This is a genomic window from Butyrivibrio sp. NC2002, assembly GCF_000702265.1.
Taxonomy (GTDB): Bacteria; Bacillota; Clostridia; order Lachnospirales; family Lachnospiraceae; genus Butyrivibrio.
This window is the reverse complement of sequence record NZ_KL370882.1, coordinates 87,084-103,828: the sequence shown is the minus strand read 5'-3', so window position 1 is coordinate 103,828 and position 16,745 is coordinate 87,084. Positions and strand designations below refer to the sequence as shown.

At 38.7% G+C, this 16,745-nt stretch carries 16 protein-coding genes; 12 read left to right on the top strand and 4 right to left on the bottom strand.

The features are described from left to right. Positions 1–52 precede the first annotated feature (52 nt). Positions 53–1,456: a carbon starvation CstA family protein gene (locus T543_RS14445; RefSeq protein WP_035769806.1), complete on the bottom strand. Its 1,404-nt coding sequence runs from the start codon at positions 1,454–1,456 to the stop codon at positions 53–55. Positions 1,457–1,611: 155 nt separating this feature from the next. Between T543_RS14445 and T543_RS14440 the strand changes: the two genes are divergently transcribed. The 4 genes from T543_RS14440 to T543_RS14425 are packed head-to-tail and all read left to right on the top strand — an operon-like array spanning position 1,612 to position 6,797. Beyond that, positions 1,612–3,327: an MATE family efflux transporter gene (locus tag T543_RS14440; RefSeq protein ID WP_035769804.1), complete on the top strand. Its 1,716-nt coding sequence runs from the start codon at positions 1,612–1,614 to the stop codon at positions 3,325–3,327. A 40-nt stretch (positions 3,328–3,367) separates the two neighbouring features. Further along, on the top strand, positions 3,368–4,951 hold the full coding sequence (locus T543_RS14435) for an ABC transporter substrate-binding protein (protein WP_035769802.1): 1,584 nt from the start codon (positions 3,368–3,370) through the stop codon (positions 4,949–4,951). 14 nt (positions 4,952–4,965) lie between these two features. After that, positions 4,966–5,913: an ABC transporter permease gene (locus T543_RS14430; RefSeq protein ID WP_035769800.1), complete on the top strand. Its 948-nt coding sequence runs from the start codon at positions 4,966–4,968 to the stop codon at positions 5,911–5,913. Beyond that, positions 5,913–6,797, top strand: coding sequence for a carbohydrate ABC transporter permease (locus tag T543_RS14425; RefSeq protein ID WP_035769798.1), 885 nt, complete (start codon positions 5,913–5,915; stop codon positions 6,795–6,797). The genes T543_RS14430 and T543_RS14425 overlap by 1 nt, the downstream gene beginning before the upstream one ends. A 228-nt stretch (positions 6,798–7,025) precedes the next feature. Here the strand turns inward: T543_RS14425 and T543_RS14420 are convergent, their stop codons facing one another. The 3 genes from T543_RS14420 to T543_RS14410 form a co-directional block, all read right to left on the bottom strand. Further along, positions 7,026–7,895, bottom strand: a complete 870-nt coding sequence (locus tag T543_RS14420) for a sensor domain-containing diguanylate cyclase (protein ID WP_035769796.1) — start codon at positions 7,893–7,895, stop codon at positions 7,026–7,028. 73 nt (positions 7,896–7,968) lie between these two features. After that, positions 7,969–9,273 (bottom strand): GGDEF domain-containing protein, encoded by a 1,305-nt coding sequence (locus T543_RS14415; protein ID WP_197023979.1) that lies wholly within the window; start codon positions 9,271–9,273, stop codon positions 7,969–7,971. Positions 9,274–9,389: 116 nt separating this feature from the next. Further along, positions 9,390–11,321, bottom strand: coding sequence for an EAL domain-containing protein (locus T543_RS14410; RefSeq protein WP_035769792.1), 1,932 nt, complete (start codon positions 11,319–11,321; stop codon positions 9,390–9,392). A 347-nt stretch (positions 11,322–11,668) separates the two neighbouring features. Here T543_RS14410 and T543_RS14405 point away from each other — a divergent pair, with 347 nt between their 5' ends. The 8 genes from T543_RS14405 (at position 11,669) to T543_RS15960 (ending at position 16,735) form a co-directional block, all read left to right on the top strand. Further along, complete coding sequence (locus tag T543_RS14405) at positions 11,669–12,220, top strand: hypothetical protein (protein WP_035769789.1); 552 nt, start codon at positions 11,669–11,671, stop codon at positions 12,218–12,220. Positions 12,221–12,232: 12 nt separating this feature from the next. Further along, positions 12,233–12,739 carry a pyridoxamine 5'-phosphate oxidase family protein gene (locus tag T543_RS14400; protein WP_051638817.1) on the top strand — a complete coding sequence of 169 codons (507 nt, stop codon included), beginning with the start codon at positions 12,233–12,235 and terminating at the stop codon, positions 12,737–12,739. A gap of 64 nt (positions 12,740–12,803) precedes the next feature. After that, positions 12,804–13,229: a DUF1284 domain-containing protein gene (locus T543_RS14395; RefSeq protein ID WP_051638816.1), complete on the top strand. Its 426-nt coding sequence runs from the start codon at positions 12,804–12,806 to the stop codon at positions 13,227–13,229. 27 nt (positions 13,230–13,256) lie between these two features. Further along, positions 13,257–13,433: a hypothetical protein gene (locus T543_RS15965; RefSeq protein WP_155843316.1), complete on the top strand. Its 177-nt coding sequence runs from the start codon at positions 13,257–13,259 to the stop codon at positions 13,431–13,433. A 544-nt stretch (positions 13,434–13,977) separates the two neighbouring features. Further along, positions 13,978–14,520, top strand: a complete 543-nt coding sequence (locus T543_RS14390; protein WP_035769786.1) for a GNAT family N-acetyltransferase — start codon at positions 13,978–13,980, stop codon at positions 14,518–14,520. Then, positions 14,520–14,753 carry a hypothetical protein gene (locus T543_RS14385; protein WP_155843314.1) on the top strand — a complete coding sequence of 78 codons (234 nt, stop codon included), beginning with the start codon at positions 14,520–14,522 and terminating at the stop codon, positions 14,751–14,753. The genes T543_RS14390 and T543_RS14385 overlap by 1 nt, the downstream gene beginning before the upstream one ends. Before the next feature lie 91 nt (positions 14,754–14,844). Further along, positions 14,845–16,269 (top strand): ATP-binding protein, encoded by a 1,425-nt coding sequence (locus tag T543_RS14380; protein ID WP_035769780.1) that lies wholly within the window; start codon positions 14,845–14,847, stop codon positions 16,267–16,269. 292 nt (positions 16,270–16,561) lie between these two features. Beyond that, positions 16,562–16,735 carry a hypothetical protein gene (locus T543_RS15960; RefSeq protein WP_155843312.1) on the top strand — a complete coding sequence of 58 codons (174 nt, stop codon included), beginning with the start codon at positions 16,562–16,564 and terminating at the stop codon, positions 16,733–16,735. The last annotated feature ends 10 nt before the right edge of the window (positions 16,736–16,745 follow it).

Sequence of the window (16,745 nt, the reverse complement as noted above, 5' to 3'; positions counted from 1 at the left end):
TGGGTAAACCGCCAGGTAGTATAACTGCAACCGGGAGTTGACAAAAGTTAAATCATTTCATTGATAAGTGGTACAAATATACCCCAAATAGCCCTGCTGCAAATAACGCACTAATGGGATAAGCTACTGAATAACTGATCTTAAATCCCTCTTTTGCCATAAGAATATAAGTCATGCTGACAGCGGACATAAAGGTTGCAGGAAGCGCTGTCAGCAGGCTGGCTTTTTTATTTTTGTTGTTCTTTAGCAGATATGCAGTTGCAACCCAGAGACTTATCATGGCAAGTGTCTGGTTACTCCATGAAAAATATCTCCACAAGACATTAAAATCAAGCTGTGTAAGCAAAGCACCTATAGCAAGAAGGGGAAGTGTGATGATCAGGCGATTACGCATGTGCTTTTGGTCAAGACCGGTTATTTCGCTTAAGATAAGTCTGGCACTTCGAAATGCCGTATCTCCCGATGTGATAGGGCAGGCAATAACTCCTACTATAGCCAGTATTTCGCCTATAGGGCCAAGCATTCCGGTAGAAATGTCATATACAACGCCTGACTGGCCAAGGCCTGAAAGTGCATTATTTAGTTCTGTTGTTGTTCCATAAAATGCAACACCACCTGCAGCCCAGGTGAGCGCGATCACAGACTCTGCGAGCATTGCGCCATAAAATATTTTTCTTCCTTCCCGTTCTGAACGCATACATTTTGAGATCATGGGTGACTGAGTTGCATGAAAACCCGAAATTGCACCGCAAGCCACAGTAATAAACATATATGGCCATATAGGAAGCCCATCGGGATGAAGATTTTCAAAGCTGATTTCAGGTACCAAATAACCGCCTGCAACAATGCCGTAAAGAATGCAGACAGCCATGGTTATAAGCACAATACCAAAAATCGGATACAATTTGCCTATAATCTTGTCAATGGGAAGAAGCGTTGCCAAAACATAGTAGATCAGTATTACAACAACCCAAAATGTGTCATTCAAATAATCGGGAGTAAGCTTGGCTATCAGTGCTGCCGGACTGTTTACAAAAACAGTACCTGTCAGTATCAGCAGTAAAGTGGAAAAAATACGCATGAACCATTTGGCTACCGGTCCCAGGTAAATTCCTGATAATTCCGCAATGGATTTGCCTTCGTTTCGCTCAGAAATCATGCCGGTCATGTAGTCATGCACGGCTCCCCCAAGTATAGAACCAAAAATAATCCACAAAAAAACGACAGGTCCGAAACAGGCTCCCATAAGAGCCCCGAATATAGGACCGGTGCCTGCTATATTAAGAAGCTGGATGAGAAATGCTTTGCCCGTTTTTAGCGGTACAAAATCGACTCCATCTGTATGTTCATAAGCCGGTGTCACACGATCATCCGGAGAAAATATTTTTTCTACTATTTTTCCATAAGTAAAATAGCCAATAATCAGAACGAGAAAGGATGTAATTAATGAAATCATAAGCCATTCCTCCGTATTTATCTAAAAACCTTGATATAACAATAATATTATAACATTAAGATGTGCGAAAAAATAAATGTGCATTAAGATTTATATTTTTTTTAGATAAAAATTACGTGCAATATAGTATAATTTAATGGGGTCTTGAATTATATATGGCATCTAGAGAAAAATATATTCCTGGCTTTGAACAAAATAACAATTTGATAAGAAGCAGATTACGTTCATATTTTTTCTCATACGTTATCGCTAATTTAGCTAACATGCTTCTGACAAACATAGATGGCATCATACTTGGCAATTATGTCGGTAGTGATGCTCTTTCTGCTGTGAATATTTTTTATCCCATAAATATCATGGTTGCTTCTGTTACAACACTTTTATGTGCCGGTGTTTCAAAATATATTCCCGTGATAATAGGAAAAAATGATACGGAAAGCCTGGACAGGGCATATTCTGCAATTAGTTTTTTGAAAAAAGTATTGGCAATTTCCCTGACAGTAGTCCAATTTCCGGTCACATATATTGTGGTTAAAGCTTTTGACCTTAGCCCTGATCTTGAAAAAATGATCTGGGCATACGCACTCGGAGTTATGGTGAGCCGGCCTCTTGAACTATACTACTATGTTGCTTGCGATGAACTTATAAGTATCGGAAAAGTTAAGGTGTTTACAACAATATCTATGATAAGTGCGATCCTTAACCTTGTGTTCGATTATCTACTGGTTGCTGTATTTGGGCTTGGCATCATGGGTGCAGGATTGTGCACAGGAATCTGCATAATTGCTGAATCTATAATAATTCAGATCTATATCAGGAAAAAGACCAATCTGCGCAACTTCAAAAAATTACCCTGCAGAAAAGAGATAAGGGCTCTTCTTGAAAGCGGTGTTTCAGCGTCGGCCCTGCAGATGCTTGGAGCGCTTCAAGGGGTAGTCATGATCTATTGCATAACACAGGCACTTGGAGAAATAGGCGCAGCTTCAATGAGTGTACTTGCACTATGCAACAATATTGTTATGGCCATTTTCTCAGGAGTTACTAAAGCTTCTTCTCCTTTGGTTGGCATGTATTACAGTTCGGGCAATTATGAAGTGGTAGACAGAGTTATGTTGATTGCCATCAAGGCAATGACCATAATGAGCATAATCCTGGCAGTCGTAATATATATATTTACAGATTTGATTTATATTATGTTCGGTTTTCGTGATATCAGCGAAATACAGAGGCAGATGCTTTGGATATATACTTTTTACCTGATCCTTCAATGGATATACAATGCAATGAAAATATATATTGATTCGACTCTGCAAAACAAGCTATCCCTTGTTTTGAATGTAGCAGTTACACTGGGCAGGATAGCTGTTACTTTTGGGCTGCTGTATGTGATAGGTGGTATATCAGTTATGTGGGGCTACGTAATTCCTATAGTAATTATATTGGCCGTGACGGTGTTCATATATCTCAACGAAAAAAACAAGCAAGACGAAGCAATTGGTTCCGGCATAAAGGAATACCTTTTTATATCCCTTAAGCAGAATAAAGGCAGTATCCTTCCTGAAAAAGTTGAGAATGAGCTCATTTCAAAAAATGTACCTAAAAAACTTGCCGGCAAGATAGCACTTACGATAGAGGAACTTATTTTCATAGTAAAAAAGAAAGCAGGTCATGATACCGATATAGATATATGCGTTGTATCAGGTGAAGACAATGTACTGATGATGTGGGATAACGGCCCACCTTCCGAACTGACAAGTTATATAAACTCGCAGCCGGAAGAAATCTTTAGTGCATTTCTTGTACGTTCTATTGCTAAAGACCTGCAATGTTCAAGAGTTTATGATTTAAACTATATAACGGCAAAGCTATGAGATATATACGCAACTAATATTTTAAAGAGGGGAGAAATCAATGAAAAAAATCAAACAAACTTCAGTGGCACTAATTACAGCAATAAGTATGGTTGCTATGGCACTGGCTTCCTGTGGCAATGCTAAAGATAATGCAGGTAGTACGTCTGATAGCTCAACTGAAACAGCAAAAACAAGTGCTGCTGAAAGCACTGAGGAAAGCATAAATGACAACGCAGAAGCTACATCTACTTCAGAAGAGCCTATAGAGCTTACCTGGTGGCTGTTTTCTGCAGGTGCAGCTCCTATAGATGCAGCGCTTGTGCAGGAAGCAGCCAACAAGTACTCCGCTGAAAAGATTGGGGTTACTGTCAATATGATCTTCAAGGAAGAAGATCAGTTTGACCTGTCTATGTCAGCAGGAGATGAGTATGATATGACTTTTACCAGCGATTGGTGCAACGATTACGTATCAAACGCTTACAGAGGCATGTTTTATGATATTACGGAGCTGGTCCAGGAAGAAACACCGGATATGTATAACAAAATACCGGAGGACTTCTGGAAGGTCGGAGCAAGTGTCGACGGAAGATATTATGGTGTACCTACTGACGGTAGTATGGCATATATGATGTATCTAAGGCTTGATCAGGAACGCTATGAAGCCATCGGAATGGAACTGAAGGACAAGATGGATTTTGCAGAATTAGAGCCTTATCTTGCAGCTTACAAGGAAAACTATGATGATGTTTATCCTATGCCGCTTGGAAAAAACGGATTGACAGGATTTACTAATTTCTGTCAGTGGATAGCAGGAAATTACTTATGTTCTCCGTACTATTTTGCAGGAACTGACAGAGAGAACCAGATCGTTCCATTCTGGGAAAATGATGTACTCATGGATAGATTCCGCCTGCTAAATAAATGGTATAAGCTGGGATATATCAATCCTGATGCAGCTATAACCGAGAGCATAGGCAAGGAAATCAGGGCATCTGTACGTGCAGGTACAGCTCAGCCCGGTTACACAGGATGGAGTGCATGGGCAGGTTTCCCTGTATTTATGTCATTATATGATGGACCGTTTATCTCTCCGGCAACTACCAGAGGATCATTATTTGCGATCAATGCAGCCTGCAGCGAGGAACGTGCCGTTGCATGTCTTAAGTATCTGGAGCTCCTAAATATGGATCGTACCTTCAGAGATATTCTGCGTTATGGAATAGAAGGCGTTCATTTCAATTATCTCGATGACGGCACAGTACTTAGAACTGAACAGGGTAAGTCGAACTGGTCAATGGACGGATATATAACAGGTTCTACAGTAACAGCATCAGTAGAGTCTATAAGTGAAACCGAGAGATCAGATCCAAATCCCTGGCCTATGGTATTTGATGCTTACAAAGATGCTACATACTCAACTCTTGGGGACTTCAACTTTGACATAACGCCTGTAGAAGCAGAAAATGCCGCTTGTAATGCAGTAATGGACAAGTATTATTCACTTCTTATCACCGGAACAGAGAACGTGGATGAAATACTTCCTGACATAAAGAAAGAGCTCGAGGCTGCAGGATATGAGGCAGTTCTTGAAGAAGCAAGGAAGCAGCTGGCTGAAAGTCTTGCAAAGGAAAAAGCTAATTAACGGGAGATTATTACATGAGAACGGAGAGGAATCGTGTAAAGCTTAATAGAAGATGGAAAAAGACATCTATTATGACCTTCGTGATTCCTGGCGCGTTATGGTTTTTAATGTTTTCATATATACCTATGTTTGGTGTACTGATGGCATTTAAAAACTATCGTTATCGCCCGGGAAAAGGATTTGTGTATAGCCTTCTTACCAGTAGCAATGCGGGACTGGCCAATTTCAGGTTCCTATTCCGTTCTCCTGATATTTTAAACATTATTAGAAATACTTTTTTATACAATGTGGTTTTCATTGTGCTGGGTGCGACCCTGCCTGTATGCCTTGCCATAATGCTTACAAGGCTCTATAGTCGCATCCTGGCAAAAACCGCTCAGACTGTAATGTTTCTTCCGCATTTCTTATCTTGGACAGTTGTTTCGTATTTTCTGTTTGCATTCCTGTCTACGGACAAAGGATTAATTAACAGGATCATCACACAAAATGGTGGTGAGCCGGTGTTGTGGTATCAAAGAGAAATATTCTGGCCCTTTATTCTTGTGCTGGTACACACCTGGAAAATAGTCGGATATCAGACAGTAATTTATCTGGCTGCAATCCATGGAATAGATGCTTCGCTTTATGAAAGTGCGAGAGTAGACGGCGCAACACCTTTTAAGCAAACGATGTATATCACAGTGCCTCTGCTAAAACCTGTTGTGGGGATGCTGCTTCTTCTAAATACAGCGCATATTCTGAATTCAGATTTTGGTCTGTTTTACCAGGTTACCAGAAACTCAGGACAGATACTATCAGTAACGCAGACGCTGGATGTATATGTATATAAGGCATTAACAGAGTCTGCCATATATGGTTATTCAACAGCAGTAGGATTTTTCCAAAATATTTTTGGATGCCTGTTTTTGGTGATAGCTAATGGAATCATTAAAAAGATAAGTCCGGAGAGTGCATTGTTTTGATGAAAATAAGTAGATTTGCCAACTTTATATATACCTTGCTCTTTATTTTGATATCGATAATTATGGTAATTCCGGTGCTTTTTGTTGTCATAATATCGTTATCTTCTGAACGTTCTATAGCCTTGAACGGGTATGCCTTTATACCGGCTGAATTTTCTCTTTCGGCATATAGCTATCTGTGGCAGGTAAGCGGCTTTATAGGGAGAGCCTTTTTTAATTCCTTATTTATTACTGTAGCAGGAACGATTCTGGGACTGTTTATAGTTATACCTTATGGATACGCTCTGTCCCTGCGTGAGTTCAGGCATAGGAATTTTTTCACGGTTTTTGCGATCATTCCCATGCTTTTCTCAGGAGGGCTTGTTGCTTCTTACATGGTAAATACTCAGATTTACCATCTTGCCAATACATATTTAAGCCTTCTTTTGCCTATAGCCTGTTCCAGTTTCTATATTTTTATCTCAAGAACATGGTTTTCTACATCACTTCCGCATGAGCTGATCGATGCAGGAAGAATAGACGGCGCTACGGAATTGCAGATTTTTTCCGGGCTGGTACTTCCTCTTGCTAAGCCGCTTATCGCAACGATTGGTTTGTTTTTCACTTTCGGTTATTGGAATTCGTGGTATGAAGCACTTCTTTATATAGACAGTAACCACACAGATTTATACACTCTGCAATATATGCTGATATCCATAGAACGTCAGGTCTCATCCCTTGCCAAAAATGAGCAATATCTTGGCGTAGACTCACTTACAAGTCTGCCTACGGATTCCGTGAGAATGGCCATAGTAGTAGTTATAGTTATACCGATAACCATGGCATTTCCGTTTTTCCAGAAATATCTGATATCCGGCCTGACTATGGGCGCTCTCAAGGATTAGTATCCCTTAAAACCTAGTTGTTTAATGATAAAGCGTTGCTTAATAGTTTCTTTATGCTTATTTACACTCATTTCAGAGATAATTCTATATAATCAAGTTATGTGATATATCAATAGTCTAAAATGAGGAAGAACATTGAGATATCGATACTTAGAGGGGAATTAAATTTTAAAAGAAAAGTTTAGGATGCTGATACGTTATTTAATTTTTCAAGAAAAAGCAGCGGCTTTATCTTTTCGCTTTATGTTCTTTTTTCATTTCATACATTCGTTTATCGGCAAGCTCTATCAAAGACAATAAGGAGTTTGTTTTTGAGTACATCGCATGCCCAATGGACGCTTTGGTTACAATTTTAGCATCATCGATTTTCCTGGCACTGTCTATAGCTTTTAAGAGTCTCTTTTCAATCACTTCAACTTCATCGACAGACTGGAGCTGGTGAAGAACAATGAACTCATCCCCACCGTATCTGAACAGAACACAGTTTTCCGCTGCAGCCATGGAAAGAGCTTTGGATACGGCAATGATAGCCATGTTACCATATTCGTGACCATATTCATCGTTTATTCTTTTAAAATCATCAAGATCGATCATATATAAAACAAAATCTGTCTTGTTGATTTTGTACTGCTCCTCGTATTGAAGAACAACATCATTGTATGCTCTGCGGTTAAAAATACCGGTAAGGTCATCTGTCTGTGAAAGATATGAAAGCCGCTGTCTTTCCTCAACTTCATCGGTTATATCCATAAAGTATCCGACAAGGCCGATAATTTCCCCTTTGTCATAAAGAGGAGACTTGGAAGCTCTGATTTTTCTGATCTTTCCCTGTACTATACATTGGCCTAAGACATTCTTAATGGAATCGCCGTTGTTTATTACCCTAAGTTCATCTCTTTTAAAAGGCTCCGGGTCTATGTGCCAGCCCATATCCTCATCAGTATTGCCTATAAGCTCCGAGACGGATTCGAGTCCATAGTAATCAAGGAACATCTTATTTGCACCAAGAAAACGCCTGTCTTTGTCTTTCCAGAAAACACCGGCAGGAATCAGATTAAGAAAATTATCAAGTAAGGTTTTGTCAGTAATAGCACTCATATGTTTAGCTTAACATTAAAACGGGATAAAATCTACAAAAAAAGAGTGAATGAAAAAGCCTGACCGATATTTCTTACGTTCTTTCAGCATGCATTTTCTTCTTGTTTTCATACATGTTGCTATCTGCACGCTTAAAGACGTTTATTGCACCGGCGTCTTTATCACTGTCATATGTGGCATAACCAATCGCAGCTGACACAGCTTCCCAGGGAGATAGATCTTTGTTGTTTGACAGGTCTGAGAGCTCTTGGTTGAACTTATCTATTAGAAAATCAATATTTTCAAGGTCCTGACCCTTTAGGATTATGGCAAATTCGTCACCTCCCACTCTGAAGACAGAAGAGTGGGCAAATATAACGCAGACTATATGACAAATGTTCTTGATGGCTTCATTACCTTTTTCGTGACCATAAGTATCATTGATGATTTTTAGGTAATTAAGATCAACGACTCCGATTCCAAATTCAGTTTTTCCAAGCATAAGATTCCATTCAAGGCTCTTGATCTCATTGTCGTATGCGGTCTTATTTCGTATTCCGGTCAGAGAATCACGGTTTGCAAGGGCTTCCAGCTGGGAGTTCTTATCCTGCATGTCGCTTATTTTTTTATCTTTGTCGATCAGATCAGAGGCATAAGTTCTGATGTCCTCCACCATAGAAATGATGGAGCCAGACAGGGATTCGATCTCATCATGAGTATGTATGTCAATTTCGTCCATAACTAGTTCTGATACAGGAGCACGCCTTCGACACTTGTCTTCAATTATGCCGGTTGCATTTTCAAGGTTCCGTATAGGCATGACTATCCGCTTGTTATACCATCTGTTGAGAGCTAAAACAAGAAGCAGACCAGCTATAAGTGCAACTATGAATGTCGCAAGTGCATATGTATAGGCTGCTTTATAAATGTTATCAATAAGGATATCCCCACAGATTACAGCAATGGGCTCCCCTTTTGAATTTATCAGAGGACGGATTGCGGTATATATCTTCCCAAAGTCAGTATCATTTCTAAAGTAAGTGACAGTTGTATCCGTGTCCATGCGCTTAAGGTACTCAAGGGCGACATCCCTTGGATAAGCATCTCCGGTATAGTTTCCGAGATCGGTAAGTTCATCTGCTTCATATGTCTTTTCATATAAAGTATATGCAGCAAGGACATCCATCATGTTGTCCGGAGGATCTGCCCTTAACGGCTTAATAATATATATAAAAAACAGGTCATGGGTTTCCTTGAGATCATTGGCCAGAGTCTGAAGCTCATTGTACTTATCGGATTTGACACCGGTGCGCATGCACTGTTCAAGGTCATCAACATCTATGCAGCTGCTCAGAAAGTTGATGGTATCACCGGCGTAGTTCTGATATCTGTTTATCATATCCCTCCTGTAAATATCAAAGCACAAAGTGCCCACGGAAATAGATATGAATATAACAATGATTACACTGATGCGGATAAGTGATTTTTGTAAGGGATTTTTCATTTTTTTATTGATCATATCTGCCCTACCTGTGCCTCCATATAAGCGATAAATTCAGCAGGTGGTATTGGTTTTGAGAAATAATATCCCTGCTCATAGTCACAGCCCAGTTCTGCCATTTTGTCTTTCATTTCCAAAGTTTCTATTCCTTCTACAACAATCTCCATCTTTGAGTGTTTGAAAAGGCTTATCAGATCAGGTAAGAAACCTGCTTTTCCTGCGAAATATGACCTTACAAAGGACATATCAACTTTTACCACGTGAATTGGCAGATTTATAAGGCTTGTAAGATTAGCTGCACCTGTTCCGAAGTCATCAAGAGACAGTTCTGCACCCATGGCTCTTAATCCGGCAATTGTAACCTGTATCATGTCATAGTCATCTATAAGTGACTCTGTTATCTCAAAGTCGAACATATCCATTGGAACGTTATATTTTTTAGCTATTTCTGCCAAGTCACCAGGAAGGTTGATGCTCATGCATTGTATCGGAGACAGGTTGACATTTATGAACTCAATGCCAAGTTTTTTGACATCCACGTTTTCGAGAAACATGCAGACTTTTTCAAAGATCTGTTTGCCTATTTCTATGATATCACCATTTTTTTCAGCAATCTGAATGAAATCAAGAGGAGAAATGAAGCCGATTTCAGGATCATTAAGCCTCGCAAGAGCTTCTGCACCCATGACTTTTCCGTCTGCATTAGAATAGATGGGCTGAAAATATACTTCAAACCTCTTCTCTGACATGGCAAGTTTGATTGCTTTTTCTATTGTTTTGTGTTTTTTGACGCCTTCTACCATTTTGTCCGAGAAGCAGTAGTTACCTTTGCGGTTTTCCTCAAATGAACTATTTATGGCGTATCTTGCCAGGTCAGACACCAGCAGAGCATGTTCGCTGATCAGAGACTCAGATAGGAACATCATTGAAGCCTGAATAGGAACGATGTCGTCGCAGTTTTTTCTAAGGAGTTCGTATTTTTCTATCCATTCGTTTATTACCAAAGACGGGTCTTTTTCCAGATGACCTTTTATCAGGACAATGAATACGCCGTTTCTTATATAAAACAGGTAATTATTACGGTAATTTTGTACGAGCCACTCTGCAATGATCTTCAGTTCATCATTAATTTGATTGACTCCGTAGACAACCTTGGAAGCCTCATAGTTGTTGATGGATATTGTAATGAGACTGAACGGGATCTTTCTTTCCCATAATTCTTTACCGATCCTGTTAAGTGCGTTCTTATTTAATAATGATGTACGATTGTCCCTATATAGATCGGGGTTTTCAGATGTAAGGAAGATGATCAATATAGTAAGGATACTGAAATAACTTGTGACAAGCATGTGATAGAACTGCTTTCTTATGATTATTCCGAATAACAGGAGCAGGTTAAAAGAAAGAAGTCCTGCTTTCATGCGCCTTGAAAGCTGTTTCCAGAATTTGATAACAAGAAACAGTGATGCGATGATATAAAAATAGGTGCTGAAATAGATTGTTTTATAAAGAGAGCAGTTGTGATATCCATCATCAGCAATGGTGTAAATAGCAGATGTCCATGGAGTTGAAAGGATAAGAATAACGGAAATAAATGCAGGCAGGCTGGCGATAATCTTAAAGATATGATCGGATTTTCTATAACGATGGGTAGACTCTGCTGTATACATAAAAAGAGACCATCCTCTGATGATAAAACCAAGGAAATATGCATGATTGATTGCATACATTACCCACAGAGGGAAAATCATCCACACTTCATTCATTTCGCAGGAAATGATATCAGAAATTGTCATGATGAGGTTTGAACTCATGGCAATCCAGAAAAAAACGCTCTGCCTTATAGGAAGATTTCTTCTAAAGCCATAGAATAATAGAAGTATTATCTGTATAGGTATTGACGCTATGGCAAAGTCGTAGTTAAAAGGGCTGATCCAATTGAACATATCATTGTCTCCTGTGTGCAGGGCAATGGGACTGAATCTGTGATGATAATACACCCGCAATCATTATTGTTGAAATACCGCTCTATTTTAATTGTAACTTGGATCGCGCTGTGACTCAACAAAAAGCTTTATAAACAAAAAACAAACAAAAAACATGTGCTTTTTGTTTACAGAAAGTTTATAGATTATGTTGTATATTAAATGTTACCTTCTGATTGATTAATATAGGCAATCAGAGCCCTTTTTCTGTATAATTGGAGGAAAGGACATCCTACTGAGGATGAAATAGCTGAGGCAGTGTCTTTTTATGAAAATCTGTAAGGAGAGTATATTGGTGAGGGATTCATATGACTCAGATTAAGTTGGGACAAGCACTTTTGATTGTATGCTGCATTTTTTATCTGATCTGGTGGGGAGTAGCATTTCATCCTGATCATGGTAATAACCATACATCCGGACTGGATGGGATTTTACTGCTTATTACAGCGGGCTTTGGTCTTTCCGGTCTGTTCATAAATATGCTGGGGATTGTTAAGATACCAACAGAAAAGGGCTTTACATCAGGGATAATTATTATTGCCGTTGGCATTTTGACATACATAATCCTGCTTTATGGGACCAGAGTGCTGCTTCACAGACAGGTGACGACAGAACTCTTTTTGATAATAGGATGGTCGATGATTGAAGTAGCTTCCATAAACAGGGCATTTGCCTGGGAAACTGTTACGATAGATAAGGCTGTAATCTTTCTTACAATTATTTTGATAGCAGCAATATCCAGTCTGTTTTTCTATTTGCAGTATTACAGGGTTAAGCCAATGACAGGATACATCTTTGGCATGGTACCGCTTATTACGGAAGCGATAACAATGGGTATATTTGTATTTTTAGTAAGGTAGGAGGACTTTAAAATGTGGGAAATGGACTATGATCAGGCGGCAGCCGTATGGATAAATAAGGATAAGGATTCTGTTCATATGGAAAAAGCCGATCTAAAGGCAAAGATAAATGAATTCATAAAGGCGCATAATACAGGTGCTCTAGCCACGGCATCAGGTGATTTTGTCAGATGTACACCAATAGAATACAACTATGTTGATGAGTGGTTTTACCTCTTTTCAGAGGGCGGCTTGAAATTCAAGGCACTTAAAGACAATAAGCGTGTAGCATTTGCTATCTATGAACCATATGGAGGATTTCATCAGTTAAAGAGCCTGCAGACAATGGGAACCGCTACGATGGTAGAGCCATTCAGTGATGAGTACATTAAAATAATGGAGCTTAAGAAGATTCCGCTTGAAGCAATGAAAAAACTTCCGCAGCCTATGAACCTGATAAAGATTGTCCCGGAGAGCTTTGATTATCTTGATTCTGATTTAAAGAAAGAGGGGTTCTCCAGTAGACAGCATATGGAGTGAAAAAGGAAGAAATCCTTAAAGAAATGACTCAGTAATAAAACTCAAGAAAGAAGATGAATCATAAATGGCAAATGACGATAAAATCATAAGACTACGCCCGCACCACCTTCTGTGTACGCAGGGCTACAGCGGAAAAGGCTACGATGAAAAATTTGTCCTCAACATGACAATGATAACAGACAGAATGAGGAAAGATCCAGCTCTCAAAGTTCAGATAGTATTTTCTACGGACGATATATGCAGATTCTGTCCAAGAAAAAGAGGCGAAGGAATATGCGCTGATGATGAAAAAGTCCTCATATTTGATAAAGGTGTAGTATCCCTTCTTGACCTTGAAGAGAAGATCTATGACTACCAGGACCTCATAACAAAAGTTCATGAAAAGATGACCCATGAAAAAATGAAAGAAATCTGCGGCATCTGCGAATGGTATCACATGAGTGCCTGTGAGAAAAACATACTTACAGGCAAATACCTGCTAAGAAAATAAGAGAAGTAAAAATCCATGAGGGGAAACATGAGCGATAACAGCTATAAGAATATATTTGTAAGATATGGAGAAAAAGACAAGGAGATCCTCACCACCCAGATCCGCATGTTCAAGGAAAGGTACAAGTCATACGTGACACTCATCCTATCATCTGATGATGATACCGAAATCCTTGATAAAACCAAATTGAAAGATGAAGATTAAACCTTAAAAGTCATATCCTAAAGGGAAGGAAAGACACCAGATTGTTCTTTAGTTTTTCACCGTCGGCAGCAACAGAGCGCTTCCTTTTGTTTCTGTAAAGGGTGGCGGACTGATTAAATAATCTAGCATATAAAGACAAAACCTGTATCTTACTCTGGCGTGTTATTTCATTCGCTAAAGAAATAAAATCTTTTCTTTTATTGATATAATTTGATATAATTAAAATTTTCAGAGTTGACTTATTATCGGAAATTTGATAACTTTAATTTTGTCTTACAAATCTAAAAGAAAGCGAGGTAATCAGTATGTTCATAATGACAAAGAGAAATGCAAATGAATACAGTATGATGACCTCGGTTTGTGCTTTCTGATTTTGGATTTTAAAAAGCAGTCTTTTAACCGTGGCTTATTAGTCACGGTTTTTCTTTTTTATCCACAACCCAGGTCTCCATACAATTATTGGTAGGTGTCAGCGAAAATGAAGTGAATACAGATTTTTGCCAGGCGCTTAGAAAAACAAGAATAAAGAATGGAGATAATAAACATGAATATGAATGAAGCAAAGATAAGGCTTACAAGTGTTACTGAAGAGAACTGGATAGAGGTGGCATCCCTGACTGTCAATGATGAGCAGAAGAGATTTCTTGCGCCTCCTATCGGTATTCTTGCGAGAGGGTATGTTTACCGGGATTGCAATGCAAAGGTTTATGTTGTTGTTTTAGAAGAAAAGTCTGGAGAGTCGGATAGTCTTGAAAGTGATAATTCGCTTGGAAGTGAGAATGACAAAGTGAATTCTGACAAGGTTATAGGTGTGGCTCTTGTCCGGGAGTTTACGGATGAACCTCTTGGGTATGATTTGCAGCAGTTCATGATTGATAAAAGATATCAGGGAAAAGGCTACGGAACCCGGGCACTTATGCTTATTTTGGATGAGCTGAAGAAGGAGCATCACTATGATCATGTAGAGGTGTGTGTGGACAAGGAAGATGCGCCTGCACTTCGAGTCTATGAAAAGTGCGGGTTTGTCGACTCCGGATTTATAGAGGAGGATCTGCCTGATTCAGTGAATCTGATCTCCAGGTTTTGATGATCTTGTTCCTAAAAGCAAGTGATCAACAGATTGTCGATTTTTATAAGGATGTAAGAGATGCGCTTTCCGGAAAAGAGTACAGAATAATGTATCCTCAGAGCGACGACATTTCATCTAATATCGACATAATAAGGAAAGAAAGGTCGGATGATAAAGGCAACGAGATGTGGTTTCCGCTGATGATGGGATATTTTGACAATTCTCCTTATGCAAAAACTATAAAAGCCTGATTGAAATATAAGTGTCGGCATGTTATATTAATTCAAAGAGATTTTATTAAAAAGTATTTGAATAAAAATGATTTGAATTAAGGAGAGCCATATGTTCATTGGAAGAGAGAGAGAATTAAAATCGCTAAATGAAGTATATTCCAAAGCGGGCTTTGGAATGACCATTATATATGGCAGACGAAGAGTAGGAAAATCATACCTTATCACAGAGTTCATAAAAGATAAGAAAGCCATATTCTACACTGCAACAAAGGTTGGAGCAGAAAGGAACTTAGAGCTTTTTTCAAAACAGGTTTTGGACGTTCTTGATCCTGAATATAGTGATGCAACCTTTCCATCAATTGAGAGCGTACTTGATATTCTTACAAAAAAGCTAAGTGAATCTGATGAAAAGATCATACTTGTGATAGATGAGCTTCCATACTGGGCTGAGAAGGATGAAGCACTCTTATCAATCCTTCAGAAGTATATTGATACAAAATGGCCTGATAAGAATCTTATGCTGATACTTTGCGGATCGGCTCTTAGCTTTATGGAGAAAAAGGTACTTAGTGAAAAAAGCCCTGTCTTTGGAAGGAGAGACGCTCAGATTAAGCTTGAAGCATTTAATTACAGAGATTCAGCGCTATTTGTTCCGGATTACTCACCGGAAGATAAGGCTATATGCTACGGCGTAACAGGAGGAGTTGCAAAGTATCTGTCACTCTTTGATCCTAAAAAGAGCCTTGATGATAATATCAAGCGTCTATTCTTTAATACAAACGGATATCTTTTTGATGAAACAAAGAATCTTCTTACCCAGGAATTTGCTGATGTAACTCTTGTAAATAACGTTATAGAACAGGTAGCATCAGGAGAAAATGCCCTTAATATCATTGCATCCAAAGTAAAGGAAAAGGATCCGACAGTTCTCTATTCACTTGAAAAGCTGATAGATGTAGGTCTTGTAGAGAAGAAAAAGTGCATCACCGAGGAAAAGAATAAGAAAAAGACCCAGTATGTACTAAAGGATCATATGTTTAAGTTCTGGTATGAGTTTATCCCCAAGGCCATAAGCGTAATAGAGATGGGGCAGGGAGATCCCTACTATGAAAAGGCAGTAAAGCCAAAACTTCATGAATTCATGGGAAGTGTATTTGAAGAAATGTGTAGATACTATACTTTAGAGCAGGGAATCCAGGGAGCATTTGGATCATTCCTAACTGAGACCGGAACCTGGTGGGGCGTAGAGCAGCTTCAGGATGCGGAAGGTAAGTGGTATCAGCAGGCAACAGATATAGACGTTGTTGGCATTTCTACAATAGACAAGACAGCAGTTATCGGTGAATGTAAGTTTAAGAATGAAAAGATCGATAAGGGGATATATGAAACCTTGATCAGAAGAGCAAGACTTATTTCCGGAAAATACAACATTGCAAAATATCTGCTCTTTTCACTTAGCGGATTTACAGACTGGTTTAATGATATAGATAAGACAAATCTTGTTCTTATCACAGTTGATGATATGTATAAGTAACACCTGCACCTGCCATTTTTAGGAGGAGTAAGTCATGTTATCTTTAGTAGTTAATGTATAGTAAGTTAAATTATAAAAAATACCACTCACATCTATATCAAAAGCATCTGAAAAAGTTTCATTGATCTGGTTTTGGTATTTAGAATAATGGTTGTTATAAGCAAAGGCTTCTTTTTTTGTATGTTATTTACGTAAGTTATTAAAAAATTAAGGAAAATACTTAACTGCTCATCTATTTTGCATTGCTGGAGATGAACCTTTTCTTTATAAGGCGTTCAGAAAGGAGGATGACATGGCTAAAATTAAATCTGTTCAAGACTTTAAGGATTATATTAAGGAGAATAGAGATTTATTGCACAAAAATGCTGTTAGAATTGAAGACCTTCCTCCAGATGATGATTGGGTTCTAGACGATGAGTGGGATGAAATATATAAGCAAGAGGTTTTGAAAAACGGGAAAGTATAACGTTGGTGAG

Bases quoted from the DNA above. Each gene is read 5' to 3' on its own strand.
- T543_RS14445 (WP_035769806.1), bottom strand. From the start codon at position 1,456: ATGATTTCATTAATTACATCCTTTCTCGTTCTGATTATTGGCTATTTT.
- T543_RS14440 (WP_035769804.1), top strand. From the start codon at position 1,612: ATGGCATCTAGAGAAAAATATATTCCTGGCTTTGAACAAAATAACAAT.
- T543_RS14435 (WP_035769802.1), top strand. From the start codon at position 3,368: ATGAAAAAAATCAAACAAACTTCAGTGGCACTAATTACAGCAATAAGT.
- T543_RS14430 (WP_035769800.1), top strand. From the start codon at position 4,966: ATGAGAACGGAGAGGAATCGTGTAAAGCTTAATAGAAGATGGAAAAAG.
- T543_RS14425 (WP_035769798.1), top strand. From the start codon at position 5,913: ATGAAAATAAGTAGATTTGCCAACTTTATATATACCTTGCTCTTTATT.
- T543_RS14420 (WP_035769796.1), bottom strand. From the start codon at position 7,895: ATGAGTGCTATTACTGACAAAACCTTACTTGATAATTTTCTTAATCTG.
- T543_RS14415 (WP_197023979.1), bottom strand. From the start codon at position 9,273: ATGATAAACAGATATCAGAACTACGCCGGTGATACCATCAACTTTCTG.
- T543_RS14410 (WP_035769792.1), bottom strand. From the start codon at position 11,321: ATGTTCAATTGGATCAGCCCTTTTAACTACGACTTTGCCATAGCGTCA.
- T543_RS14405 (WP_035769789.1), top strand. From the start codon at position 11,669: ATGACTCAGATTAAGTTGGGACAAGCACTTTTGATTGTATGCTGCATT.
- T543_RS14400 (WP_051638817.1), top strand. From the start codon at position 12,233: ATGTGGGAAATGGACTATGATCAGGCGGCAGCCGTATGGATAAATAAG.
- T543_RS14395 (WP_051638816.1), top strand. From the start codon at position 12,804: ATGGCAAATGACGATAAAATCATAAGACTACGCCCGCACCACCTTCTG.
- T543_RS15965 (WP_155843316.1), top strand. From the start codon at position 13,257: ATGAGCGATAACAGCTATAAGAATATATTTGTAAGATATGGAGAAAAA.
- T543_RS14390 (WP_035769786.1), top strand. From the start codon at position 13,978: ATGAATATGAATGAAGCAAAGATAAGGCTTACAAGTGTTACTGAAGAG.
- T543_RS14385 (WP_155843314.1), top strand. From the start codon at position 14,520: ATGATCTTGTTCCTAAAAGCAAGTGATCAACAGATTGTCGATTTTTAT.
- T543_RS14380 (WP_035769780.1), top strand. From the start codon at position 14,845: ATGTTCATTGGAAGAGAGAGAGAATTAAAATCGCTAAATGAAGTATAT.
- T543_RS15960 (WP_155843312.1), top strand. From the start codon at position 16,562: ATGGCTAAAATTAAATCTGTTCAAGACTTTAAGGATTATATTAAGGAG.